At 65.9% G+C, this 24,007-nt stretch carries 25 protein-coding genes; 15 read left to right on the forward strand and 10 right to left on the reverse strand.

The features are described from left to right. Positions 1 to 178: 178 nt before the first annotated feature. The 3 genes from E1263_RS09145 to E1263_RS09155 are packed head-to-tail and all read left to right on the forward strand — an operon-like array spanning position 179 to position 1,602. Positions 179 to 514 (forward strand): ArsR/SmtB family transcription factor, encoded by a 336-nt coding sequence (locus tag E1263_RS09145; RefSeq protein WP_132166767.1) that lies wholly within the window; start codon positions 179 to 181, stop codon positions 512 to 514. Beyond that, on the forward strand, positions 515 to 985 hold the full coding sequence (locus tag E1263_RS09150; RefSeq protein ID WP_132166768.1) for an SRPBCC domain-containing protein: 471 nt from the start codon (positions 515 to 517) through the stop codon (positions 983 to 985). Beyond that, complete coding sequence (locus tag E1263_RS09155; protein ID WP_132166769.1) at positions 982 to 1,602, forward strand: dihydrofolate reductase family protein; 621 nt, start codon at positions 982 to 984, stop codon at positions 1,600 to 1,602. The genes E1263_RS09150 and E1263_RS09155 overlap by 4 nt, the downstream gene beginning before the upstream one ends. On the opposite strand, the gene E1263_RS09160 is transcribed toward E1263_RS09155, so the two are convergent. Beyond that, on the reverse strand, positions 1,586 to 2,452 hold the full coding sequence (locus E1263_RS09160; RefSeq protein WP_132166770.1) for an aminoglycoside phosphotransferase family protein: 867 nt from the start codon (positions 2,450 to 2,452) through the stop codon (positions 1,586 to 1,588). The genes E1263_RS09155 and E1263_RS09160 overlap by 17 nt on opposite strands. A 41-nt stretch (positions 2,453 to 2,493) precedes the next feature. Further along, entirely contained in the window at positions 2,494 to 2,982 is a 489-nt protein-coding gene (locus E1263_RS09165) for a MarR family winged helix-turn-helix transcriptional regulator (protein WP_202868797.1), read from the reverse strand. A 43-nt stretch (positions 2,983 to 3,025) separates the two neighbouring features. Between E1263_RS09165 and E1263_RS09170 the strand changes: the two genes are divergently transcribed. Continuing rightward, positions 3,026 to 4,372 (forward strand): FAD-dependent oxidoreductase, encoded by a 1,347-nt coding sequence (locus tag E1263_RS09170; RefSeq protein WP_132166771.1) that lies wholly within the window; start codon positions 3,026 to 3,028, stop codon positions 4,370 to 4,372. Here E1263_RS09170 and E1263_RS09175 read toward each other — a convergent pair. Continuing rightward, positions 4,369 to 4,827 (reverse strand): MarR family winged helix-turn-helix transcriptional regulator, encoded by a 459-nt coding sequence (locus E1263_RS09175; protein ID WP_132166809.1) that lies wholly within the window; start codon positions 4,825 to 4,827, stop codon positions 4,369 to 4,371. The two genes, E1263_RS09170 and E1263_RS09175, sit on opposite strands and share 4 nt — an antisense overlap. Positions 4,828 to 4,966: 139 nt before the next feature. Between E1263_RS09175 and E1263_RS09180 the strand changes: the two genes are divergently transcribed. After that, the gene (locus tag E1263_RS09180) at positions 4,967 to 5,533 is read left to right on the forward strand and encodes a YceI family protein (protein ID WP_132166772.1); all 567 of its coding nucleotides are present in this window, start codon (positions 4,967 to 4,969) and stop codon (positions 5,531 to 5,533) included. A gap of 58 nt (positions 5,534 to 5,591) precedes the next feature. Here the strand turns inward: E1263_RS09180 and E1263_RS09185 are convergent, their stop codons facing one another. Continuing rightward, complete coding sequence (locus E1263_RS09185) at positions 5,592 to 6,191, reverse strand: TetR/AcrR family transcriptional regulator (RefSeq protein WP_132166773.1); 600 nt, start codon at positions 6,189 to 6,191, stop codon at positions 5,592 to 5,594. A 90-nt stretch (positions 6,192 to 6,281) separates the two neighbouring features. Between E1263_RS09185 and E1263_RS09190 the strand changes: the two genes are divergently transcribed. The 3 genes from E1263_RS09190 to E1263_RS09200 are packed head-to-tail and all read left to right on the forward strand — an operon-like array spanning position 6,282 to position 9,419. Next, entirely contained in the window at positions 6,282 to 7,427 is a 1,146-nt protein-coding gene (locus E1263_RS09190; protein WP_132166774.1) for an acyl-CoA dehydrogenase family protein, read from the forward strand. A gap of 16 nt (positions 7,428 to 7,443) precedes the next feature. Then, positions 7,444 to 8,664 (forward strand): acetyl-CoA C-acetyltransferase, encoded by a 1,221-nt coding sequence (locus E1263_RS09195; RefSeq protein ID WP_132166775.1) that lies wholly within the window; start codon positions 7,444 to 7,446, stop codon positions 8,662 to 8,664. Further along, complete coding sequence (locus tag E1263_RS09200; protein ID WP_132166776.1) at positions 8,664 to 9,419, forward strand: SDR family oxidoreductase; 756 nt, start codon at positions 8,664 to 8,666, stop codon at positions 9,417 to 9,419. Before E1263_RS09195 ends, E1263_RS09200 begins: the two co-directional genes overlap by 1 nt. 12 nt (positions 9,420 to 9,431) lie before the next feature. Here E1263_RS09200 and E1263_RS09205 read toward each other — a convergent pair whose 3' ends face one another. Next, on the reverse strand, positions 9,432 to 9,998 hold the full coding sequence (locus E1263_RS09205; protein ID WP_238161136.1) for a TIGR03086 family metal-binding protein: 567 nt from the start codon (positions 9,996 to 9,998) through the stop codon (positions 9,432 to 9,434). Between the two features lie 53 nt (positions 9,999 to 10,051). Here E1263_RS09205 and E1263_RS09210 point away from each other — a divergent pair, with 53 nt between their 5' ends. The 3 genes from E1263_RS09210 to E1263_RS09220 all read left to right on the forward strand — a co-directional run bounded on the left by E1263_RS09210 (position 10,052) and on the right by E1263_RS09220 (position 13,150). Then, positions 10,052 to 11,026: a helix-turn-helix transcriptional regulator gene (locus tag E1263_RS09210; RefSeq protein WP_132166777.1), complete on the forward strand. Its 975-nt coding sequence runs from the start codon at positions 10,052 to 10,054 to the stop codon at positions 11,024 to 11,026. A gap of 207 nt (positions 11,027 to 11,233) precedes the next feature. Continuing rightward, complete coding sequence (locus tag E1263_RS09215) at positions 11,234 to 12,136, forward strand: GNAT family N-acetyltransferase (protein ID WP_238161137.1); 903 nt, start codon at positions 11,234 to 11,236, stop codon at positions 12,134 to 12,136. Positions 12,137 to 12,265: 129 nt separating this feature from the next. After that, entirely contained in the window at positions 12,266 to 13,150 is an 885-nt protein-coding gene (locus E1263_RS09220; protein ID WP_132166778.1) for a GNAT family N-acetyltransferase, read from the forward strand. A 4-nt stretch (positions 13,151 to 13,154) separates the two neighbouring features. Here E1263_RS09220 and E1263_RS09225 read toward each other — a convergent pair whose 3' ends face one another. Next, on the reverse strand, positions 13,155 to 13,610 hold the full coding sequence (locus E1263_RS09225) for a MaoC family dehydratase (protein WP_132166779.1): 456 nt from the start codon (positions 13,608 to 13,610) through the stop codon (positions 13,155 to 13,157). A 10-nt stretch (positions 13,611 to 13,620) separates the two neighbouring features. Then, a complete protein-coding gene (locus tag E1263_RS09230) occupies positions 13,621 to 14,373 on the reverse strand; it encodes an SDR family oxidoreductase (protein WP_132166780.1) in 753 nt (250 codons plus the stop codon). A gap of 128 nt (positions 14,374 to 14,501) precedes the next feature. Here E1263_RS09230 and E1263_RS09235 point away from each other — a divergent pair, with 128 nt between their 5' ends. From E1263_RS09235 to E1263_RS09250, 4 genes are read left to right on the forward strand one after another with little or no spacing between them, the layout of a single operon-like run. Beyond that, the gene (locus tag E1263_RS09235) at positions 14,502 to 14,921 is read left to right on the forward strand and encodes an acyl-CoA thioesterase (protein WP_132166781.1); all 420 of its coding nucleotides are present in this window, start codon (positions 14,502 to 14,504) and stop codon (positions 14,919 to 14,921) included. After that, positions 14,918 to 15,334, forward strand: coding sequence for an acyl-CoA thioesterase (locus E1263_RS09240; protein WP_132166782.1), 417 nt, complete (start codon positions 14,918 to 14,920; stop codon positions 15,332 to 15,334). The genes E1263_RS09235 and E1263_RS09240 overlap by 4 nt, the downstream gene beginning before the upstream one ends. A gap of 15 nt (positions 15,335 to 15,349) precedes the next feature. Next, positions 15,350 to 15,769 (forward strand): globin, encoded by a 420-nt coding sequence (locus E1263_RS09245; RefSeq protein ID WP_132166783.1) that lies wholly within the window; start codon positions 15,350 to 15,352, stop codon positions 15,767 to 15,769. A 24-nt stretch (positions 15,770 to 15,793) separates the two neighbouring features. After that, complete coding sequence (locus E1263_RS09250; RefSeq protein WP_132166784.1) at positions 15,794 to 16,222, forward strand: OsmC family protein; 429 nt, start codon at positions 15,794 to 15,796, stop codon at positions 16,220 to 16,222. Between the two features lie 46 nt (positions 16,223 to 16,268). On the opposite strand, the gene E1263_RS09255 is transcribed toward E1263_RS09250, so the two are convergent. From E1263_RS09255 to E1263_RS09275, 3 genes are all read right to left on the reverse strand, one after another. Beyond that, positions 16,269 to 17,264: a chitinase gene (locus E1263_RS09255; RefSeq protein ID WP_132166785.1), complete on the reverse strand. Its 996-nt coding sequence runs from the start codon at positions 17,262 to 17,264 to the stop codon at positions 16,269 to 16,271. Between the two features lie 64 nt (positions 17,265 to 17,328). After that, positions 17,329 to 23,118: a glycoside hydrolase family 88 protein gene (locus tag E1263_RS43190; RefSeq protein WP_202868798.1), complete on the reverse strand. Its 5,790-nt coding sequence runs from the start codon at positions 23,116 to 23,118 to the stop codon at positions 17,329 to 17,331. Between the two features lie 121 nt (positions 23,119 to 23,239). Continuing rightward, on the reverse strand, positions 23,240 to 23,989 hold the full coding sequence (locus tag E1263_RS09275; RefSeq protein WP_132166786.1) for a mechanosensitive ion channel family protein: 750 nt from the start codon (positions 23,987 to 23,989) through the stop codon (positions 23,240 to 23,242). Positions 23,990 to 24,007: the final 18 nt, after the last annotated feature.

The raw sequence follows: 24,007 nt of genomic DNA on the forward strand, positions 1-24,007 counted from the left end.
CGGGGCGGACACCGGTCCGGGGACCGGCGAGGAATTCCCATCAGAACGCACAAAATCCGGAACCGGCCAGGCTTCGGAACCGGCAGCTCCCGAAACTGCCGGTGTTCGATTGTTCACCGTCAGTCGCTTGATACTTAGCCCTTGCGCTAAGTGTTGAGGATGGTTAATACTTAGCCGCATGGCACAGTATCTAGGCGAGGTGGACGGCGTGTTCGTCGCGCTCGCAGACCCGACCCGGCGCGACGTGATCCGCCGGCTCGGGCGCGGTCCGACGAGCGTGGGGGAGTTGGCGGCGGAGTTTCCAATGACGCTGCCCTCTTTCATGAAGCACGTCCGCACGCTCGAGACGAACGGTCTGATCCGGACGGTGAAGACCGGCCGGGTGCGGACCTGTGTGCTCAATCGTGAGCGGCTGGCGCTGGTCGACAACTGGCTCGACGAGCAGCGGCGGATCTGGGAAGACCGCACCGACCGGCTGGACCGCTTTGTCACCGAATCGATGGAGGAGCAGTAGATGAACCCCGATCTCGACCTCACCCTGGAGCGGATCATCCGCGCGCCGCGAGCTGTGGTGTGGCGTGCGTGGACCGAGCCTGACCGCTTTGAGAAGTGGTGGGTCCCGGCGCCTACCGTATGCCGGGTCGAACGGCTGGAGGCTCGGCCCGGCGGCGCACTGGTCACCCGGATGAGCGACGACGGCGTGGACTTCGTGCCGCATCTCGACGCAACCTTCCTGGCCGCCGATGAGCTCGAGCGAATCGTGTTCACCAACGCGATCGACAGTGCGTGGCGGCCGGGTAGCCCGGAGCAGGTCACGATGGTGGCCGAGATCACGCTGGCCGATCATCCCGACGGGACCGACTACCGGATCGTCGTACGGCATGCCGATCGGGACTCCAGGAATCGCCATGCGGCGTTGGGGTTTGCCGATGGCTGGGGGACTGTCACCAAGCAGCTTGCCGAGTTGGCGGAGGAGACGCGATGAGGATCGTACTGACGGAGTTCGTCACGCTGGACGGTGTCAGCCAAGGTCCCGGTTCGCCGACCGAGGACACGACCGACGGATTCAGCCGCGGTGGCTGGCTGGTCCCGTTCATCGATGAGGTGTTTGTACGGCGCACTGCCGAGTGGCTGACCCTGGCCGACGGGTTGCTGCTCGGTCGGCGCACGTACGACGCCTTCGCGCGCGACTGGCCGCAGATCACGGACCCCGACGACCCGTTCACCGAGCGGATGAACGCACTGCCGAAGTACGTCGTGAGCAGCACGTTGGCCGAAGGCAGCTGGAATCCGACGACGGTTGTCAGCGGTCTCGAGGGCGTTGCGGAGTTGAAGAAACTGCCGGGGAACGAACTGCAGATCCACGGCAGTGCGAGGCTCGGCAATGCCCTGCTGAAGGCGGGTCTGGTCGACCTCGTGCGGTTGGCGGTCGCGCCGACGGTGATCGGGGCCGGGCGTCGGCTGTTCGAGCACCCGGGCGATACGGCCGGGTTGAGGCTGGCCAAGCACGAGGCGACCCCGAGCGGTCTGTTGCTGCTGGAGTACGAGGCGGTCGGCGCCGCGCGGATGGCGGAGTACGAAGGCGTTACCGCGTTTGTCTGAAGTCTTCCAGGACGCGTTCGATGACTGTGAAGTCCGCGTTGACAGCGGCCTTCCAGAGTGCCCAGCCGCGGGCGCGTGCCCAGGTGCCCGCGTCCTGCCGCACGGCGGTTCGGAAGGTTTCGCGGGCTGCGCCGGTGAAGAAGGTGTACGCGATCGCCAGGTCGCAGGCCGGATCGCCGACGCCTGAGGTGCCGAAATCGATGACGGCCGACAGGCCTCCGTCCCGCACCAACAGGTTGCCGTAGGCAATATCGCCGTGGAACCACACCGGCGGTCGGTCGTAGGGATTGCTCAGAGCTGCGTTCCAGACCTCCGTGGCCAGGTCGGCATCGATCCTGTCCTTCAAGGAAACAAGGGCTTCGACGGTATCGGAGTGATAGTGCGCGGGCGGCGCGCCGCGGTAGAAGGTGTGCTCGCCTGCCGGCGGTCCGCCGGTCGCGTCGCACCGCTGGAGTGCGAGCACGAAATCAGCGATTGCCCGGGCGAACTCGTCCAGGTCCGGAACGGTTTCGACGGAGACCGTCTCGCCCGGGATCCAGCGCCGTACGGCCCAAGGGTGTGGGTAGCCCTGGCCTGGCTCGCCTTTGGCAACGGCTTCGGGGATCGCGACCGGGAGGGCGGGCGCCAGGATCGGCAGCCAGTGGTGTTCCTTGTCGACGGCAGCCACGTACCTCGCCGCTGTCGGAAGGCGAACGGTCAGTTCGGAGCCGAGCCGGTACGTGCGGTTGTCCCAGCCGTCGACCTTCACCGGAGTGATCGGCAGTCCGGCCCACTGCGGGAACTGGTCGGCGATGAGCCGGCCGACGAGCGCGGCGTCGACTCCGGCGCGGCCGTCCTGGTGGTTCGTCATGGCCCGAGTTTCCCGGATGGACAGTTCCGGGGACCAACGGTTTAGTCGGCGGCTACAGAGTCGGTGAGGAACGCGAGGATCGTGCGCAGTTCCTCGTCGGTGCGTGTCGCCAGCACGGCCTGCATGCGCGCGCCCTGTTCGACGTACATCGGCATGAAGGTTTTCTGGATGGCCTCTGTCGAGGCTGTCACCACGACCTTGCGGCGGTCGGCGCGATCGGGGCTGCGGGTGACGAAGCCGTGTGCCTCGAGCCGGTCGAGCACCCCGGTGACCGTGCCGGAGGTGAGGCCGCTGTACTCCGCGAGTTGCCGTGGGGTGAGCGGGCCGTGCGTTTGCAGCAGTGTCATGAACTGCGAGTCGCTGGCGCCGAGCCCGAGCTTGGCGGAGACGGAGTGGTTGAACAGGATCACGTCCGCGATGAACCGGATCATTTGCTGCTGGATCCTCGCGGCGAGCTCTTTGCTGGCATTGGTCATGGTCCGCCTCAGCATAGAGGGCTTGCTTTTCTCTCGGATCTCCAAGATACTCATTGTATCAAGATACTTGAAGGTGCGAGATAATTGAGGAGAATTCATGAAGGTGCTGGTGATCGGGGGTGGGACCGGCGGGCTCGCGTTGGCCCACGGGCTGGTGCGGGCTGGGATCGAGGTGGCGGTGTTCGAGCGCGACGCGCTGCGCACCGACGGGCTGCACGGCTACCGCGTCGGCATCGACCCGGACGGGAGTCGGGCGCTGCATGCACTGCTGCCGGCCGAGCTGTATGACACCTTCGTGGCGACCAGGGCTCGCGACCCGAAGTACTTCAACATGCTCACCGAGGACCTCAAGGAGGTCCTGTCGATGGAGCTGCCGCCGGACCCCGACCCGATCGAGAGCGAGAAGTCGATCAGCCGGATGACGATGCGGCAGGTTCTGCTGACCGGGCTCGACGACGTGGTGCAGTACGGCAAGGAGTTCACCCGCTTCGAGCAGCGCGGCGACCAGGTGACTGCCTACTTTGCCGACGGTACGACGGCCACCGGCGACCTGCTGGTTGCCGCCGACGGCTCAGGCTCCCGGGTACGGCGGCAATATCTTCCGCACGCGCAGATGGAGGAGACCGGGATCATCTCGATCGCCGGCAAGCTGCCGATCACCGCGGAGAGCCGGAAGCTGGTGTCGCCGAAGGTGTTCGAGGGCATCAGCATGGTGAGCGCGCCGCACGGGTTCGGCTGCATCCTGCACGTGATGGAGTTCCAGTGGGACCGCGACGGCAACATGAAGAGCGGTATCGGTGGAAACACCGAGGAGCTCATCCGGCGCTGGCCCGGTCTGCAGTTCGACAACACCCGCGACTACATGAACTGGGGTCTGTGGGCGTCGAAGGAGAAGTTCCCGGCCGATGTCATGGAGCTGGGCGGTCGCGAGCTGGTCGACCTGGCGTTGAAGATCACGCCCGGCTGGAGTCCGCAGCTGCGCAAGCTGCTCGAGTTGACCGATGTCAGTACGTGCTTCCCGGTCAACATCCGGACCTCGGTGCCCATTGGGCCGTGGCAGACCACTAATGTGACGCTGATCGGCGACGCAATCCACACCATGACGCCGGGCCGCGGGGTGGGTGCGAATACGGCGCTCCGGGACGCGGTGAACCTGTGTCGTCAGCTGGTGGAGGTCCGGGATGGCCGCAGTGAGCTGATTTCGGCGGTTTATGAGTACGAAGCGAAGATGATCGAGTACGGCTTCGACGCCGTAGTGAAGTCACGCGCGCAGATGACGTCGGACGATCCGATGCACAAGCCGGTGATCGGCCGGCTGGCGCTTGCCGGGATGCGCACGGCCATGCGGACCGTCAATCACCTGCCGCCGGTCAAGCGCCGTATGCGCGAGTCGATGCTCGCCTTCCGCGGCGCCGACCGGGAGGAGTTGGAACTCAAGCTCTAGTGCTGACCCACGTGCTCGGAGACGGCGTCGAAGACGCGGCCGATCGCGGCGAAGTCCTCAGGGCTCGCCAGGTCGACCAGGTTTGCCCGGACGCTCTCCACGTGGGTCGGCGCCGCCTCCACCAGGAGGTCGTGGCCCGCATCGGTCAGCTCGGCCCAGACGCCCCGCTTGTCGCTCGTGCAGGAGGTCCGCCGCACCAGCTCGGCGCCTTCGAGGCGGCCGATGGTGTGCGTCAGTCGGGAGCGGCTCTGGTGCAGCCGGTCGGCGAGGTCCGCCATCCGCAGTCGCCGATCGGGCGACTCGGAAAGCCGGACCAGGATCTCGTAGTCGTTGATCCCGATGCCGAAGCGGCGGAGCTCATCGTCCAGCTTCGCCATCAGGCGCGCCGTGCCCAGCAGGTACGCGCGCCACGCCACCTGCTGCTCTGGATTCAGCCAGCGAGTCTCAGTCGTCATCGTCACGTGGACCAGTGTACCGGGAATGTAATTGACTTTTAAACCGTTGATCCGTACTGTCGTGTTCATCAGGTTGACACGACAACCTGACCCTGACAAGTCGCCCCCCGGCACCGCTTGCACCTTCTGAGAGGACCTCATGACCGAGACCGTCACCACCCCCACCACCACGATCCCCGGCCTCGTCGCGGGGACCTACTCCCTCGACGCGGCGCACACGGAGATCGGCTTCACCGTCCGCCACCTGATGACCAAGGTGCGCGGCACCTTCCAGGAGTTCACCGGCGACATCGTCGTCAAGGATTCGCTGGAGGAGTCGACCGCGAACGTCGTCATCGAGCTCGCGTCGGTCCACACCCGCAACGACCAGCGCGACGGTCACCTGCGCTCCGGCGACTTCTTCGACGCCGAGAACACCCCGAAGATGACGTTTGCGAGCACCACCCTGAAGGCCGAGGGCGACGACTACGTCCTGGCCGGCGAGCTGACCATCAAGGACGTCACCAAGCCGATCGAGCTTGCGTTCGAGTTCCTGGGTGTCGAGCAGAACGCCTACGGCCAGACCATCCTCGGCTTCGAGGCCTCCACCTCGATCAGCCGCAAGGAGTGGGGCATCGACTTCAACGTGCCGCTCGAGGGCGGCAAGCTCCTCATCGGCGACAAGGTGGACATCCACCTCGACGTGCAGGCTGCACTGCAGGCCTGACCTGTCTGACAAAAGCCCCGCATCCAGGTGGATGCGGGGCTTCTTTATGTGGTCCGTGTTATGTCTGGACCATCCGGTGGGCGAGGTCCGCGTACAGCTTGCCCAATGCGTCCGGGTCGCCGCGATGCGGCGTGTACCAGCGAGCGACGTCAATCGACAGTGACAGTACGGCGAGCGTCGTACCAGGCAGGTCCGGTACGGCGAACGAACCATCCTGTACGCCGTCAGCCAGCACCTGCTCGATTTCCGTCGAAATGGCCCGCCGGATCGTCGCCACCTCGGCCAGGTGTTCGGGGGAGAGTGCATTCAGCTCGTACTGCACCACGTGCGCGATGGTGTGGTGCCGGGCGTGCCATGCGGTGAACGCTGCGACCAGTCCGCGGAGCCGGTCCGCCGGAGTGCCGCCTTGGTCGGCAGAGCGCAGTACCTCAAGCGCTGCGTTGTGGCCGTAGAGGCTGATCTCGAAGAGCAGTCGTTCCTTCGAGGGGTAGTGCACGTAGAGCGCAGCTGGACTCATCCCGGCGCGAGACGCGATGTCCCGTGTGGTGGTCGCCTGGAAGCCGCGCTCGGCGAATGCGTCGATGGCGCCGCGGATCAGCCGGCGGGCGGCGGCGGGCTCGACGTGATCCCAATCGAGGGAATCGGTGACTGCGGACACGTTGACACCCTGCACCAAACGGGTGAAGCTAAGCAAGCGCTTAGCCACGCGTAGTTAGATCAAACACAGGTCGAAATATCGGAGGGCACGATGGACCGCGTCATCTTCAACGAGGATCACCACGCCTTCCGGGCCAGTGCCAAGGAGTACTGCGACCGCTCGCTGGTGCCGCGGATGGAGCAGTTCCTCGAGGAGAAGACGATCGAGCGGGCCGCCTGGCTCGAGGCCGGTAAGCAGGGCTTCCTCGGTCTCGACGTGCCCGAGGAGTACGGCGGCTCCAGCGTCGGCGACTACCGGTTCAACCAGGTGTTCGCCGAGGAGGTCTCGAAGGTCTCCGCCGCGCTGTCGAGCTGTTTCGGCATCCACTACGACTGCGCTGCGCCGTACTTCGTCGACCTCGGCACCGAGGAGCAGAAGCAGCGCTGGCTGCCGAAGTTCTGCTCCGGTGAGTACATCGCCGCGATCGGGATGACCGAGCCGTCCGGCGGCTCCGACCTGGCCGCGCTGAAGACCACCGCGAAGAAGGCCGACGGCGGCTGGGTGCTGAACGGCTCCAAGACCTTCATCACCAACGGCGACATGGCCGACCTCGTCATCGTGGCCGCCCGCACCACCCCGGAGAAGGGCGCGAAGGGCATCACGCTGTTCGTGGTCGAGGAAGGCATGGAGGGCTTCGCCCGCGGGCGCAAGCTGGACAAGGTCGGCCAGACCGAGTCCGGTACCTCGGAGCTCTTCTTCGAGGACCTCTTCGTTGCCGACGACAACGTTCTCGGTGAGCTCGACCGCGGCTTCATCCACATGATGGAGCGCCTCGCCCAGGAGCGGATCGGCGCCGCGGTGTCGAATATCGCGCACGCCGCGCAGATCCTCGACGAGACCATCGACTACGTGAAGCAGCGCAAGGCCTTCGGCCAGGCGATCGGCTCGTTCCAGTACAACAAGTTCCTGATCGCCGAGCTGGTCACCAAGGTCGAGGTCACCCAGGCCTATGTCGACAACGGCGTGGTCGCGCACGACGAGAACCGGCTGACCGCCGTCGACGCCGCCAAGACCAAGTGGTGGAGCGCGCACGTGCAGAACGAGGTGCTCGACGCCTGCGTCCAGCTGCACGGCGGCTACGGCTACATGAACGAGTACCGCGTCGCCCGCGCCTGGCGCGATGCGCGCGTCACCAAGATCTGGGCAGGATCGAACGAGATCATGAAGGAACTCATCGGCCGCGATTTGGGCCTGTAAGAAAGGTATCCCGGACATGCCTGAAGCAGTCATCGTCTCGACGGCCCGCTCGCCGATCGGCCGTGCGAACAAGGGTTCGCTGACCACGATCCGCCCCGACGATCTCGCCGTACAGATGATCAAGGCGGCGACCGACAAGATCGGTCTGACCGGCGAGCAGATCGAGGACCTGATGCTCGGTTGTGCGGAGCCGCACGACGAGCACGGTGGCAACATGGCCCGCCGGGTCGCGGTGCAGCTCGGCTGGGACACTGCGCCGGCGACCACGGTCAACCGGTTCTGTGCGTCGTCGACCCAGACCGCGCGGATGGCGTTCCATGCCATCAAGGCCGGCGAGGGCGACATCTATGTCAGCGCCGGCGTCGAGTGCGTCTCGCGGTACAAGAACTTCGGTTCCGCTGGAGTCGGTGACCCGAGCTCGTTCAACGAGCAGTTCACCGATGCGGTCGCGCGGACGGCGAAGTACGCGGAGACCAACGAGACCTGGCACGACCCGCGCGTCGACGGCTACCTGCCGGACATCTACATCTCGATGGGCCAGACCGCAGAGAACGTCGCGACCCTCCAGGGGATCACCCGCGCCGACCAGGACGCGTTCGGCGTCCGCTCGCAGAACCTGGCCGAGAAGGCGATCGGCAACGGCTTCTTTGAGCGCGAGATCGTTCCGGTGACGCTGCCGGACGGCACTGTGGTCAGCAAGGACGACGGCCCGCGCGCGGGCACGACGCTGGAAGGCATCAGCGGCCTCAAGCCGGTCTTCCGCCCTGATGGCACCGTCACGGCCGGCAACTGCTGCCCGCTGAACGACGGCGCGGCCGCGGTCGTGATCATGAGTGACACCAAGGCGCGTGAGCTCGGCCTGACTCCGCTGGCGCGGATCGTGTCGACCGGTGTCAGCGGTCTGTCGCCGGAGATCATGGGCCTCGGTCCGGTCGAGGCGTCGAAGCAGGCGCTGGCTCGGGCCGGCATGAGCATCAACGACATCGACCTCGTCGAGATCAACGAGGCCTTCGCGGTCCAGGTGATCGGATCGGCGCGTGAGCTCGGCATCTCCGAGGACCGGCTGAACGTGCACGGCGGCGCGATCGCGCTCGGCCACCCGTTCGGTTCGACCGGTGCGCGGATCATGACCACGCTGATCAACGGCCTGCAGTTCGAGGACAAGCAGTTCGGCCTCGAGACAATGTGCGTCGGCGGCGGTCAGGGCATGGCAATCGTCCTGGAGCGCCTCAGCTGATGAGCCTGGAAAACCGTACGGCGATCGTCACCGGAGCCTCCCGGGGTATCGGGCTGGCGATCGCCCAGCGTCTCGTCGCGGACGGCGCTCGCGTCGTCATCACCGGACGCAATCAGGATGCCCTCGACGAAGCGGTCAAGACCCTTGGCGGTCGCAAGCACGCCTTGGCGATCGCGGGGAACGCCGCGGACGGCGCGCATCGCGGATCCACGGTCGCGGCGGCCGTGGCGACGTACGGATCGCTTGATCTGCTGGTGAACAACACCGGGATCAACCCGATCTACGGCGACCTGCTCGATATCGAAGCCGGTGTCGCGGCCAAGATGGTCGACACGAACGTGCTCGCCACGATCTCCTGGGTGAAGGCCTGCCGGGACGCGTGGATGGGCAACCACGGCGGCGCTGTGGTCAACGTGTCCTCGCTGGCCGGGCTCGCCCCGTCGCCGGGCATCGGCTGGTACGGCGCCACCAAGGCGATGCTGTCCCGCGTCACGGCCGAGCTTGCGTTGGAGCTCTCACCGGAGATCCGGATCAACGCCGTGGCTCCGGCGGTGGTGAAGACAAAGTTCGCCGGAGCCCTCTACGAAGGACGTGAGGAAGAGGTCGCGGGGACGTACCCACTGGCCCGCCTCGGCCTCCCCGAGGATGTCGCCTCGCTGGTGTGGTTCCTGCTGTCCGACGAGGCATCCTGGATCACCGGTCAGACCATCACCATCGACGGCGGCCTCACCCTCAAAGGCGGCATGGTCGGCTAGTTCGACGACAGGCTAGGGCTGACGGCCCTGCCAAGCGGCGAGGCGGTCGTACGGCGATGCATCGTCGGCGACCGCTACGACCGGGCCGAACGGAACCGCACCGCCCCGCGGTTCGGCCGGCAGGTTGTGGCGGAGCATCGGCAGCACGGTGTTCGCCAAGTCGTCGTCGAGTTGATCAAGTCGCCCGGTCGCCTTCGCCAGGTCCCACGAGTGCGTGGTGAGCTCACCGGTGTAGGCGCCGATGGCGGCTGCTCCCGGCATGGTGCCGAACGGCAGCTTGCAGATCCGGCCGAGGATCGAGTCGTCGGTCAGTGTCACATCGAGCGCCACCCGGTGCTCTTTCCAGGCCGCGGCCACATCGGGACTGTCGGTCACCATCGGGATGCTCAGCGGATCGCCGCCGGTCAGCGCGAGGTCGATGCGGGCAATGACCGACAGTAGGTGTGCCTGCAACGTGCGGACGTCGTACTCCGGGCAAGGTGTCGGCTTCGCGAGGTCGTCGAGGCTGGTGGTGTTGATCAGGTGCTGCGTCTGGTCGAGGGCCCGGACGAACATCGGGCGTGGGTCTGCGTTTGTCATGTCCCCACTCTCGGGCCCTATAGGTGACATCTACTGTCGTCTATTCTCGAGAGATGCGAGCCGACCGGTTGTTGCAGATCATCTTGTTGCTGCAAAGGCATCCGCGATTGAGTGCGCGGGATCTGGCCGAGCGGCTCGAGGTGTCGAAGCGAACGGTGCTGCGCGACATGGAGGCGCTGTCAGCGGCCGGAGTGCCCGTGTACGCCGAACGCGGGCGCAACGGTGGTTGCGTCCTGTTGCCCGGGTATCGCGCTGACGTCAGTGCGCTGACGCCGCGAGAGGCGCAGGCGTTGTTCGCGTGGTCGGGGCGGGCTGAGCTGTCCGACGAGCTGGGGCTGCAGGGGAGTCTCAAGTCGGCCATGGGCAAGCTGTCGGCCACCCTGCCGCTGGAGCTCCAGAGTGATGCCACAGCGCTGTCCGGTGCGATCGTGGTGGACCGCCGCCGCTGGTTCGCCGAAGCAGAGGACCACGGCGCACTCCCCGCACTGCGACAAGCCGTGGTGGCCGAGCGTCGAGTCCGGCTGCGATACGCATCCGCCAGTAGCGGACTGCAGCGTCGTACGGTCGATCCGTGGGGACTGGTCGAGCAGGCCGGGCGCTGGTACCTGGTGGCCGCGCATCGGGGCGCAGCGCGGATGTATCGGATGTCGCGGATCGAGCAGGTCGACGTACTAGACGAGGTGGCCGACAGGCCGGCCGGTCTGGATGTGCGGGCCGAGTGGGATCGGTTGCGATCCAATCTGGAGCAGGGGCGCGGCCCGACCGGCGTACAGACTGAGGTGCGGGTGCATCCCGATCGGGTCGACATGGTGCGCCGATTGGTCTCACCGTTCCTGGCCAAAGGCGCGATCGCCCAGGTGATCCCCAGCGACGACGACTGGCCGCACCTGCGTCTGGACTTCCGGGTCCGCGAGGCTGCGTGCGGCATGCTGCTCGGTCTTGGAGCCGGAGTAGAGGTCCTCGGTCCAGACGACCTGCGGGACCAGATGCTGGAGCTGGCGAGAGGTGCCGTCGCGCTCTACAGCTAGTCGCTGTGGACTCCCCGCCGCCGGTGACCCCGTCGTGTCCCAGCACGATGGCACTTCCGGCGGTCGGGGCGTTCAGTCCGACAGCACCGCATAACTCTAATGCTTCGGGGCTACACGACCGAATCACAGCCAGCCCGCACCTGGTTGCGATCACGTTGCTATCTAATTCCGTGGCGTGGTACCGGGGCGGCTGGCTATGGTCCGGACATGACGACGGGGATGCAGATCCGGCCGGTAACCGGCGATGACGCGGCAGCAGTGTCGGCCCTGCGTCGCGCTGTCTACACGTACAAGGTCATGTCGCCGCAGGCGGCACATCACATGATCACTGTCTTCTCCCCTGCTGAGCGCTTCCTGGCGCTGGTGGCCGAGGTGGACGGTCAGTTGGTCGCGTGGGGTTCGGCGGCGCTGAACAACTGGACCAGCGAAGTAGGTCAGAGCTACCTCTCGCTCTACGTTCACCCGGACTTCCGCAAGCAAGGCATCGGCAGCGCGCTCACGGACCGACTGCACCAGCACCTGACCGAGGTCGGTGCGGTCAAGGTGCGCACGTTCGCCCAGGCTGAGGGTCTGGAGTTCGCTCGCAACCGTGGCTACGACGGCACGAGGCAGATGCACTACGCCGGTGTCGAAACGGCCGTACTGCCGCCGCAGCCGCCGACTCCGGAAGACATCTCGCTGGTGTCGCTGGACAAGCTCGATCCGCGCCAGGTATTCGCCGCCGATGCGGCAGCCTCGCTCGACGAGCCGGGTGATGTTCCGATGGACACACCTGACTACGACGTCTGGCTCAACGAGGTCTGGAACGGCCCTGGTCTCGACAAATCACTCAGTACGGCGGCGATGGTCGGTGACGAGGTGGCGGCCTTCACCGCCGTGGAGGTCGACGGCGATCGCGCCTGGTCGGGCATGACCGGCACCGTTCCGGCGTACCGGGGTCGTGGGCTCGCGAAGCTGGTCAAATCGGTTGCTCTGCGCCACTGTTCTGCCGCGGGCATCACGTCGGCCTACACCTCGAACGACGACGAGAACGGCCCGATGCTTGCCATCAACAACTGGCTGGGTTACCGCCGCGTGCAGACCGAGCTGGGCCTGCTGCGCACGCTCTGAAGCGAATGCGCCTTGCTGCGCATGGCAACGGCTACCTGGTGTGCTGATACGGACCTGTAACGTGACAATCACTGCATGCCGGCCAGGGTTGCGGGATATCTTCCGGAGAACTTCGGTGAAGGAGTTCTCATGGAGATCAGGGCTGCTGAAGTGGGCGACCTCGACAGCGCGATGGCGTTCCACGACGCACTCGTGCCGTATCTCGTGGTGACGCGGACCAATCTGACCGCACGGCTGACTGCGCCGCCGCAACCGGGACAGGCCACGTTCGCGGCGGTGGATGGTGATGTCGTGGTGGGCTGGGGGACCACGGCGCTGACCTCCGGCTCCGATCCGCTCGCCGGTGAGCTGCGGGTCACGGTGCGGCCCGATGTGCGTGGGCGTGGGCTCGGGACGGCGTTGCTCAACGCCGCGCACGACGAGCTTCGCAAAGCCGGCGCGACCAGCGTGCGGGTGTTCGCCGAGCCGTCGTCGGCGGTCTGGGCCGCGCGCTGGGGCTACGCCCAGACCAGGCAGGTGCACTATGCGGGGATCGATCCACGCAAGGCCCCTGACCTTCCGGGGCCGCCGACCGGCATCGAGCTGGTCGCGCTGAACCAGGTCGACCCGCGCAAGCTGCATGCAGCCAATGAGGTTGCCCAGCGCACCAAACCGGGTGACGCGAAGATCGCTTCGCAGCCTTACGAAGAGTGGGAGCAGGAGGTCTGGACGTCACCGGCGGTGATGCTGGATCTGAGTGTGGCCGCGGTGCTGGACGACGAGATCATCGGCTTCACGCTCGGGATCGGTGACCGGACCAAGATCTGGTCGAAGATGACCGCGACGATGCCGGAGTATCGCGGGCGGGGGCTGGCCAAGTTGGTCAAGGCGGCCGCTCTGCAGCGTGCCGCCGCAGCCGGGGTGCAGAACTGCTACACCGCCAACTACGACGGCAACGCTCCGATGCTTGCCGTCAACGAGTGGCTCGGTTACTACCGCGTCGCCACTCACTCGGTCCTGGTCTGTCCCCTCTAAGGCCTTAAGGAACGAGCAGTACGACGGTCTCCGCGACGCAGGCCGGCTTCGCGGAACCCTCCAGCTCGATCACCCAGTTCAGCGACACCTGGACGCCGGCCGGGGTCTCGGCGGTGTTCGCGATCGAGGCACCGGCCCGGATCCGCGAACCAACCGGGACCGGCGTGGGAAAGCGGACCTTGTTCACGCCGTAGTTCAGCTTGGCGGTGACTCCGGAGACCGAGAACAGCTCCTCGCCGAAGCGCGCGATCAGGCTCAGGGTCAAGTAACCGTGGGCGATCGTGCCGCCGTACGGGCCCTTGCTTGCCCGCTCGACGTCGACATGGATCCACTGGTGGTCACCGGTCGCCTCGGCGAACTGGTTGACCTGCTCCTGGGTGATCTCGAGCCACTCGGTCTCGCCCAGTGCGGTGCCGACCGCGTTGACGACCTCTTCGACCCCGGTGAAGGATTTAGTCATCGTCAGTCCTTCAGTTCCGGGGTCCGCCGGCGACGTACAGGACCTGACCGGAGACGAAGCCGTTCTCCTCGCTGCAGAAGAACGAGGCAGCAGCGGCGATGTCCTCGGGCGTTCCGGTGCGCTGCACCGGGATCGAGGCTGCGGTCGCCTTCTTGAACTCCTCGAAGTCGATGCCGACCCGCGCCGCGGTGGCCGCGGTCATGTCGGTCTCGATGAACCCGGGAGCGATCGCGTTCGAGGTGACACCGAACTTGCCGAGCTCGAAGGCCAGGGTCTTCGCGAGGCCCTGCAGACCGGCCTTGGCCGAGGCGTAGTTGGCCTGGCCGCGGTTGCCGAGCGCCGAGGTGGATGACAGGAAGACCAGCCGGCCGTACTTGGCCTCGACCATGTGGGACTGGACGGCCTTCGACATCAGGAAGCTGCCCTTGAGGTGCACGGACATCACCGTGTCCCAGTCGTCCTCGGACATCTTGAAGAGCAGGTTGTCACGCAGGACGCCCGCGTTGTTCACCAGGATCGTCGGGGCGCCGAGCTCGGCCACGACGCGCTCGACGGCGGCGGCGACCTGGTCGGACTTGCTCACGTCGGCACCGATGGCGACGGCCTTGCCGCCGGCCTCGGTGATCGTCTTGACGGTCGCCTCGCAGGCGCCTTCGTCGAGGTCGAGGACCGCGACGGCGTTCCCGTCCTTGGCCAGGCGCAGCGCGACGGCCGCGCCGATTCCCCGGGCTGCCCCGGTCACAATCGCCACTCGCTGCGTCATTGCCGCTCCCTACCGGTAGGTATTACTGCCGAGGATGACATTACCCACGGTGCGTCACAGCGGCAGGACCCAAGGTGCGATGATCGCCGTGTGGATCATCACAGACCGGGGTGGTGGGGTGGGAAAGTATGAGCAACAGACATGTGTATGAGTGTCCGCTGCGTTGGGGCGACATGGACGCGCTTGGGCACGTGAACAACGGCAAGTACGTCGACTATCTCCAGGACGCGCGCGTCGACTTCCTGTTCCGGACCGCCGTCGAGCTCGGCGTGGACACCCTGGAGACCGGTCTGCTGGTGGCCCGGCACGAAGTCCAGTACCGCGCGCCGCTGCACTTCCGCCCGGAGCCGGTGCGGATCGAGTTGTGGATCAGCGAGATCAGAGGTGCGCAGTTCACCGTTGACTACGAGATTCTCGATCTCGAGCCGACCCGGACGACGTACGTCGAGGCCCGGACCAAGCTGGTCCCGTTCGACTTCACGGCCAATCGACTACGCCGGATCACTCCGGAAGAACGCGCCGTACTGGAAGGGCTGGTGGGCGCATGACGTTCACGCACCCGGTTCTGGTCCGTTGGTCGGACATCGACTCGTACGACCACGTCAACAACGTCCGGTACTTCGACTACCTGCAGGAAGCGCGGATCGCCTTCCTTGGCCACCTGGTCGACTCCCGGAACTACTTCGCCGAGTACCCGTGTGTCCTGGTCAGCCAGACCGTCGACTACCTGCGACCGATCCTGCTGCGACACCCGCCGTACGACGTGGATGTCTGGATCGAAGCAGTCGGTACGACGTCCTACACGATCGGCTCGCGAATCGTCGACCGCAGCGGTGGCGGCGAGGATGTCTACGCGAAGGCGGTGTCGGTGATCGTCGCGGTGGACGGCGAGACGCACGCCAAGCGAGTGCTCGGCGACGCCGAACGGGCAGCCCTCGCAGCGCAGCTTAGGACGACTTGAGACACTGGTCCCGACATGAGTGACGCAGAGAGCTTCTACGACGCCGTCGGTGGGGCGGACACCTTCCACCGGCTGGTGGCGGCGTTCTACCGCGGTGTCGCCACCGATCCCGAGCTACGGCCGATGTACCCGGAGGAGGACCTCGGTCCGGCCGAGGTGCGGTTCCGGATGTTCCTGGAGCAGTACTGGGGCGGGCCACGCACCTACTCCGAGGAGCGCGGGCATCCGCGGCTGCGGATGCGCCACATGCCGTTCGCGGTCACTCCGCGCCAGCGGGACAACTGGCTCCGGCACATGCGGGCCGCCCTTGACGAGATCGCCCTCAGCCCCGAACGGGACGAGGAGATCTGGCGGTACATGGTGATGGCCGCGCAGAGCATGGTGAACACCGACGAACCGCAGTACCCCGGCGCGATCGACGTGTCCGGCAAATAAGCTTCGCAAGGAGAACAGACGAGCATGGCAACGATTCGTACGGCCAAGACGCACTGGGAAGGCTCGCTGATCGAGGGCGCCGGGCAGGTCGCCCTGGAGTCCTCCGGTGTCGGCACCTTCGACGTCTCGTGGGCGTCGCGCGCCAACGACGCGAACGGCAAGACCAGCCCGGAAGAGCTGATCGCGGCCGCGCACTCGGCGTGCTTCTCGATGGCGCTGTCGCACGCGCTGACCGAGGGTGGCAACGCGCCGGAGTCCCTGGACACCTCCGCCGACGTCACCTTCCAGCCGGGTGAGGGCATCACCGGCATCAAGCTGTCGGTCAACGGCAAGGTGCCGGGCCTGACCGCCGACGAGTTCGCGGAGTTCGCCGAGGGCGCGAAGAAGAACTGCCCGGTCTCGCAGGCGCTCGCCGGCACGACGATCACGCTGGACGTCACCTTCACTGCCTGAGCATTGAAGAGCGCCCCGGTCCGTGTGGACCGGGGCGCTCTTGCGTTCAGCCGTGGAACTGAGCGGCGATCTTCGTGAAGGCGTAGGCGCTCTGCGAGATTCCGCTGCAGTCGGAGCCGGCGTCACCGCCGCTGCCGCATTGGCGGTCCCGGTTGATGGCCCAGTAGGTGAATCGCGCCAGGTGGTGCTGCTGGGCGTAGCTGAGCATCGTCTGGTAGTTCGCGACCGTCACGGTCTCACCGTCGTCGGTCTTGCCGTTCATCGACGAGATCCCCATGTGCCGGTACGCCGTGTCGTCGTTCCAGCCGTAGGCGGTTTTGAGCTTGCCTTTCAGGCCCTCCATGGCCTGCTGGGTCAGCGTGGCCATGTTGGCCGTACCGCCGCCGAAGTCGAACGGCATCAGCACCCAGCCGTCGGGGGTGAAACCGGAGTTCTTCGCCTTGGTGATCAGACCGCTGCCCCAGGAGTCCGGGCCGGTCTTCTCCGTGCCCATGGTGACGTAGATCTTCACGCCGGAGTTGTTGGCGCGGATGATCTTCAGCGCGTCCACAACCCGCTGCTGGACGGTGTTGTTCTGGAACTCGGTGTTCTCGATGTCGATGTCGATCGCCTTCAGGCCGAAGGCGTTGATCACCTTCTGGTACGCGCCGGCCAGCGCGGAGGCCGACGTACAGCGGACGCCTAGCTTGTCGCCGTCCCAGCCGCCGAACGACGGGATGATGTCGCCGCCGGCGCCGCGGATGCTGTTGATGACCGACTGGTCGTTGCCGCCGGTGAGATTGCGGCTGCCGTCCCACTTCGGGTTGCAGCTGCCGTCGGCGAGCACGAAGGCCATCGTGAACCACTGGTTGCCGGCGGCCTTCATGATGTCGGTCGCCTTCTGCGGGCTACCCCACCCGAGATACAGGTACGGCGCCGCGCCGATGCTGGCGGGGTCGGCCTGAACTGCAGTGGGTGCGGCCTGGGCGGCGGCTGCCGCGCCGAGGGCCAGCGAGCCGGCGGCTACGGCGGAAGCGGCGATTTTGAGCATGCGGGAGCGCATCTCGAACTCCAATCCTGGGGGCGGGGCAAGAGTGGTGCCGAACTAAGTTAGGAAACTTTCCTAATCATTGCGGACGATCATGACGCGCAGGTTTCGCCCGGTCAATATCGGCGACCGATGTTTTTAGCTGCTCGTTCATGATCAGGAACGCCCCGAGCCCGTGGAAGTCGTTCGTCGCTCGCTCCCGGTCGATGTAGTACTTGTAGTCGCCGACGTTGGTCCCGATGCTGATGTCCTTCAGATTGGTCCGCCCGTCGCTGCCGAGCGAGATCTTCGCCAGCACCCCTTGATAGCCCTTGTCAGCGACTGCCTTGTACGACGGCCCGACGTACCCACGCTGCACCGCCCGCGAGATGACGAACGTGTACATCGACGAGCACGACGTCTCGGTCCAGTTGTCGGTCCGGCTGCCCTTGTCGACCACCTGGAACCATCGCCCGGTCTTGGGGTCCTGGTGCTGCGCGTACCCCGCCACCAGCTTCCGCAGTACGGCGATCAGCTCGGCCCGCCTGGGCTGGTTGGCCGGAACCGCTTCGAGGACGTCGATCACCGCCATCCCGTACCAGCCCTCGGCGCGGCACCAGACCTCCGGCGCGAGCCCGGTGTTCGGATCCGCCCAGGTCTGGGCGCGAGCCTCGTCGTACGCGTGCCGTAGGAGACCGCTGGGCTGCTGCAGGTGCTTCGCGTACGTCAGGAGCTGGTCGACAGTCTCCTTGCCCGTGTACGTCGAGTCGCCGAACTCCCGGCCGTACTCGGCGAGGAAGGGGTCGACCATGAAGACCCCATCACCCCAGAGCTGGTGCTGGCGGCTAGTGGCGTGCCAGAAGCCGCCGTCTGCAGTCCGGGGATAGCTGTCGAGTCGGGTGCGGATCTTGCCCGCGGCAACCTTGTAGCGGTTGTCACCGGTCTCATGGTGCAGCAGGACGAGCAGTCTGCCCGAGAGCATGCTGTCGAGGTTGTTGAAGCTGTTGTTGATGTTGCCGGACGAGTCCACGAACCTGTCGACCCAGGTCTTGAGGTACGCCAGGTACTTGGGGTCATGCGTGCGTTGGTAGACGAGGTACTGGCCGTAGAGGTAGAGGCCGATCGGGTACGACCAGCCGCCGATGGCTGTCGGCTTGTAGCGCGCCATGGTCGAGTCCACCATCGCCACTGACCAGTCTGGTGCCTGGGCGAGTGCACTTGCTGAGGTGGTGACGTCCAGGTAGTCCAGGTTCGGAGCGCCGTCAGCAGTTGCTGCTGTCACGCGGATGGTGTTCGCACCGGCGTTGAGGTTCGCACTGGTCACCAGGGTGCGCCAGAGCGTCCAGGCGCCGGTGGACGGGACTGCAACGTTCTTCGCGACCACCGTCCCGTTGACGGCGATGTCCACTGCCCGGTTGGCCGTCGTACCGTTGGCGTGGTCGAACGTGAGGGTGGCCGGACCGGCCTGCGAGCGGTTGATGGTCCACTGCACGTAGCTGCCGACCGCGTTGGGCGTGTTGACGAATCCAGCGCCTGAGAAGCCTGAGTGGTTGGTGTCGACTGAGCTGCCGCTGGATGAGGTCGCCGACTCTGCCTCGAGCCGGTCAGTCACGCCGGCCCGGGAGACGCGGTACAGAACGGTGCCGTGGGCTGGGACCGACGCACTGATCGCACCCGTGGTGGTCCGGGATGCATTACTCCACAGGTCTTTCAGCGTGAACGACGACGATCCGCCGAGGCCGAGTGCTGCCGCAGTGGTGGAGATGGTCGCGGCGGCCGTCGTCTCGTTGGACAGGGCGACTGCGCGGTCGCCGTTGGCCAGAGTCTTGCCGTAGATAACCAGTCCGCCGGACGAGCTGACCACTGTGGCCTGGCGGCCGAGCTTGTCCTGATCGATCGCGATCACATCGTGGTTGGTGAGGATGCCGAACGTCTCGGCCGAGGCCTTCCGCAGGTCGGTGCCGATGAGCAGGGGAGCGGACATCATCGCCCACAGGCTCAGGTGCGTGCGGTACTCCGTCGCAGTCATGCCCCCGTTGCCGACCTCAAGCATGTCCGGGTCGTTCCAGTGCCCGGGGCCGGCGTACTCGGCCAGGACCCGGTTGGCTTGGGCCTTGCCGATCATGCTGTTCCAGTTGTCGCTGATGTCACCGGTGGTGCGCCACAGGTTGCCGACGTCCTTGCCCCACTGCCATACCCGCGGCGGACCGGTGCGGCCCCACTCGCAGATCGAGTAGGTGATCGGGCGGCCGGTGTTGAGCAGTGCGTCCCGCATGGCCTTGTAGCGCTGCTGAGCGTCTACGCCCTGGTTGTTGCAGTTGTCGTACTTGAGGTAGTCGACACCCCAGGAGGCGAACAGGTTGGCGTCCTGCTGCTCGTGCCCGAGTCCACCGGGGAAGCCTGCGGTGTTGCAGGTCTTCGTCCCGGCACTGGTGTAGATGCCGAACTTGAGGCCCTTGCTGTGCACGTAGTCCGCGAGGCTCTTGATGCCGTTCGGGAAGCGGGCCGGGTCCGGCACCAGGTTGCCCTGCGCGTTGCGCTGGGGGAGTGCCCAGCAGTCGTCGATGTTGACGTACTGGTACCCGGCGTCCTTGAGGCCGCGGCTGACGAACAGGTCCGCGATGCTCTTGATCATCGACTCGTTGAACGTGCTGGAGCACTTGGTCGAGTTCCAGTTGTTGAAGCCCATTGGAGGTGTCTTCGCGAGCCCGTTGTCCAGCATCAGAGTCTTTGGGCAGTTCGACGTCGAGTCGGTCGCCTTGATCCGCAGGTCACCGGTTGCGCAGTACCCGGCCACAGTCTGGAAGCCCACGTCGAACGGACTCGCCGTACCGCGCTGTGCGCTGAAGGCGGTCAGTCCGACATCAGCCGAGCTGTTGGCGATCGCTGCGGGCCGGCCGTCGTTCTTGCTGAACTTCAGCGAGCTGTTGGTGAAGTGAACGTCCTCCACCTGCCGTGCGTACCACCCGTACGACGGCCTGGTCCCGATGCTGTTCGGGTTGTAGTTCTTGGGGTCGTTACTCGGTACGGCGGTACTCATGGTGCCGTTGCCACCCGGAACGGTCAGGTGGACGTTGTCGAACGTGATGTCGTGGATGCGGTTGCCGGACTCTCCCCACAGGGTCGGGCTGTACGCCGTACCGCGGGAGCCGTCGTACGTGCCGGTGACGTTCTGGTAGGTGATGTTGCTGATCGAACCGACGCCCGGATTGTCGCCACAGCGTTTGCGGGTGCCGACCTTCTGCATGATGTGCCCGCGGGTCCCGGACATCGTGATGTCGCGGTAGTGCACGTCGGAGATGTTGCTGCCGTCCATCGAGACCAGGCCGAGTCCGGACTTGCTCGCACCGGTGATCTTGATCCGCTCGAAGGTGTAGTCGGTGAAGTCGCCGCAGGTTTCCGAGCCGAACATCAGGGCGTTGCAGCAGCCGGCCGACAGTTCGGAGTCCGACACCCGGACGTGGCCGTTGTCGATCGTGCGGCCCAGCGCCCAGTCGCTCTTGAAGGCGAGCGCGTCGTCGTTCGCGGCGATCTTGGCGTGCGTGATCGTCACGTTCTTCGCGTTGATCACGTTCCAGCCGTCGCGGTTGTCGGCGGTCTCGATCCGCAGGTTGTCCGAGCTGATGTTGTCGCAGCCGTTGGTGAGCATCGCGAAGTGACCACCGCGCTTCAGCCGGATGCCGTCCACCCGCAGCCCGTTGCAGCGGGTCAGCGAGATGATCTTGTCCGCCTCACCGGCCTTCGGGTTGCCGGTGATCAGGTGGCCGCCGCCGTCGATGGTGCCGGTACCGGTGAAGGCGATGTCGGTCAGCTGGTCACCCCACAGCATCGCGTTGTGGAAGTGGCTGTGGCCGTAGTCCTGGTAGTCGTCGTGCGGGTTCGGCTCAGCCGCGTCGTACGTGTCGTTGCTCGCACCGAGGATGGTGGCGCCGGAGTCGAGCTGGTAGGTGATCTTGCTCTTCAGGTGGATCGAGTTGGCGCTCTTGTAGGTGCCGGACGGGAACCGGACTGTCCCCCCACCGGCGTTGGCGGCCGCAGTGATGGCCTTGTTGATCGCAGCGGTGTCGTTGGCGTTGCCGTCACCCTTGGCGCCGTAGGTCTTTACGTTGAACTCAGCAGCGGGCGCCAGCTGACTGGATTTGGGGTACGCCGTACCGACCCAGGTCTCGTCGATGCGCAAGCGCTTGTAGCGGGTGCTGTCGCTGGATGCGGCGTGTGTGTTGACCACCTCTAGCCGCAGGTACCGGGCGGTGGTTGCTGGAAGGTCGATGAAGGCCACACCGCGCCGGCTGGGCAAAGTGCCTGTCTTGATCGGTGAGCCCCAGCTGCTCCCGTCCGCACTGGCATAGACCTTGTAGTCCTTGATGCGGGCGGACTGCTCGGTCGCAGAGCGCGCGTAGGCGACGGAGTCCTCGCGCTGGTTGATGCCGAGGTACCGCACTGGCTTGGCTGAGCCGAGGTCGTAGCGCAGCGACACCGGTGTGGTCTTGTTGGTGTCCCAGAAGGTCAGATAGCTGCCGTCTGCGGCGGCCGGCGCGCTGGTCGTCGCCCGGAGGATGCCCTCGCGGCCGGCAGTCTCCACCTTGAAGACGGTGTCGTACGGGTCCCACGCGCTGATGCCGCTCAGAGTGAGGCTGCCGCTGGCCTGTGAGTGTGAGATCACCGCACCGGTGCGCAGGTCGGTCACTCTGGCGACTCGGTAGCCGTTGTCCCGGATCTTGAGGGTGTTCGTGGACGGCCGGGTCAGCACGTGGATGTAGTGCTCGTCGGGGTTGCTGCGGCTCACGGTGGTGACTCCGTGCGCTCCGTCGTTCCAGAAGCCGGGCTTCAGGCCGCCGTACGCGTAGCCGCCGCCTTCGGTGCCGTTGACCGACGGCCAGATCTTCGCCATAAATTTGTCAAGAAGGTTGTTAAAATTCTCCTGCTGGGCCGGGAAGCGGCCGTTGACCATTGCTGTCTCGGCCATCAAGGCCTTGATCGACGACCCTGCGTTCGTGACGAGCCGCCCGATGGTGAGCTTGGGGTCCACGGCCGGGTCCGAGCCGCTGTACCACCAGGCGCCGGTCGACGGCAGCTTGAAATCGGCCTCGATCAGCCGCGGCGCCGCGGTGTAGACGGCCTGCGGGTAGTCGTAGTCCGGGGACATGCCGGTCTTCTGCTCGTTGCTGATCATGTCCATGATCGGCGTGTCCTCGTTGTTGTTGCTCAGCGTGTACGACGGCCGCTCGCGCCGGATCCGCTCGTACAGGCCGTTCTGTTCCCAGTAGGCGTTGTCGTTGTCGATCCAGAAGCCGCCGAGGTCGGGGTAGCGCTGCATCACCTCGACGAAGTTGTCGTAGCTGAACTCGCCGAACCCGTCACGGGTGGTCAGGTCGACCGAGTGGCCCTTGTGGGTCGAATAAGCCTTGGAATCAAGCCAATCCTTGCCTGCAGGCAGCCCTTCGGCGTGCCACTGCGGGTCGTCGGTCATGTAGAGGACGACCTTCAGGCCCTTCGCCGTCGCGGCGTCGATGGTCTCCCGGACGAGGTCGCGCTGGGTGTGGCAGCTGCCGGGGATTGCTGATGGCCAGGGCCGGGCGTAGCCGAGCCGGCTGTGGAAGGTCGCCAGTACGAGGTACTGCGTGTGCAGCTTCTGGGCCTCGCGGACCCAGTACGCCGGATCCCAGCCGCCGGCTTTGACGGCGTTCTCCCAGGCGCTGCAACTGGTGTAGCCGGGGGAGGTTCGCATCCCCCAGTGCAGGAACAGTCCGCTGACGGAGTCGCGGAGGAACTGTTGTCGAGGGTGCTGCACCTCGGCGCTGGCGGGTGCTGAGGGCGCGGCCAGCAGGGTGCTGAGGAGGGTGAGGGACAGGAGCGCCACCAGGGCGCGACGCAGGACGAATCGGCGCATCTCGAACTCCAAACCGGGGCGGTTGAGTTGGATCCGAATTTGGTTAGGAAGGTTTCCTAATTACTGCCGATGATGACTCGCCGTGGTGGTTCGGTCAAGATCTGTGATGATGAATTCTGTGCTATTCCGTCGGAAGGTGAGTGGGGTCTTCGGCCTTCTCGGTGCCGCTGCCGACGCCTGAGGGCGCGGCCGACTGTGGGTCGCGGGTGGTCAGGTTGCCGATCCGCAGGACCTCGCCGTTCCGGACGTACCAGGTGGTGCCGTCCTCACCGCGCAGCGTGGTGATCCGCAGGCCGACCGCGATCACCGTGCCGGTCGCCTTCTCCATGTCGATCAGGTCACCGACGCCGTACTGGTCCTCGAAGATCATGAAGACACCGGCCAGGAAGTCCTTGACCAGCGTCTGGGCGCCGAAGCCGAGCGCGACGCCGAGGATGCTTCCGGTGGCCAGCACCGGCATGATGTCGAAGCCGAGCTCGGCCAGCAGCATCACCACCAGGACCGCGGTGAGCATGATCGTCACGACACTGCTGAGCAAGGAAGCGATGGTTTCGGCGCGCTGGGTCCGGCGCTCGGTCGCCAGGTTGTTCTCGACGAAGTCCTGGCCGAGCCTCGATTTCGACAGCACGCCGGCGACCGTCCCGTTGCCGGTACGACGGGCGAACCGGCGGATCGCCTTGTGCAGGATCCAGCGCAGCACGAAGAAACCGATGACCAGCGCGATGATTCGCGCGGGCACGGTGATGATCTCGTCGGTCAGTTCGAGTTTGCCGTCGTTACCCCACCGGAAGAAGGTTGGGAGCTCCATCGGCAGGGCAAGCAGGGGGTGACTGAACGCGGACGTAAGGTAACTGGTCAGAATAGGTGTCATCGCCGCCCGATCTTAGTG

It is taken from the genome of Kribbella antibiotica (genome assembly GCF_004349055.1).
Taxonomy (GTDB): Bacteria; Actinomycetota; Actinomycetes; order Propionibacteriales; family Kribbellaceae; genus Kribbella; species Kribbella antibiotica.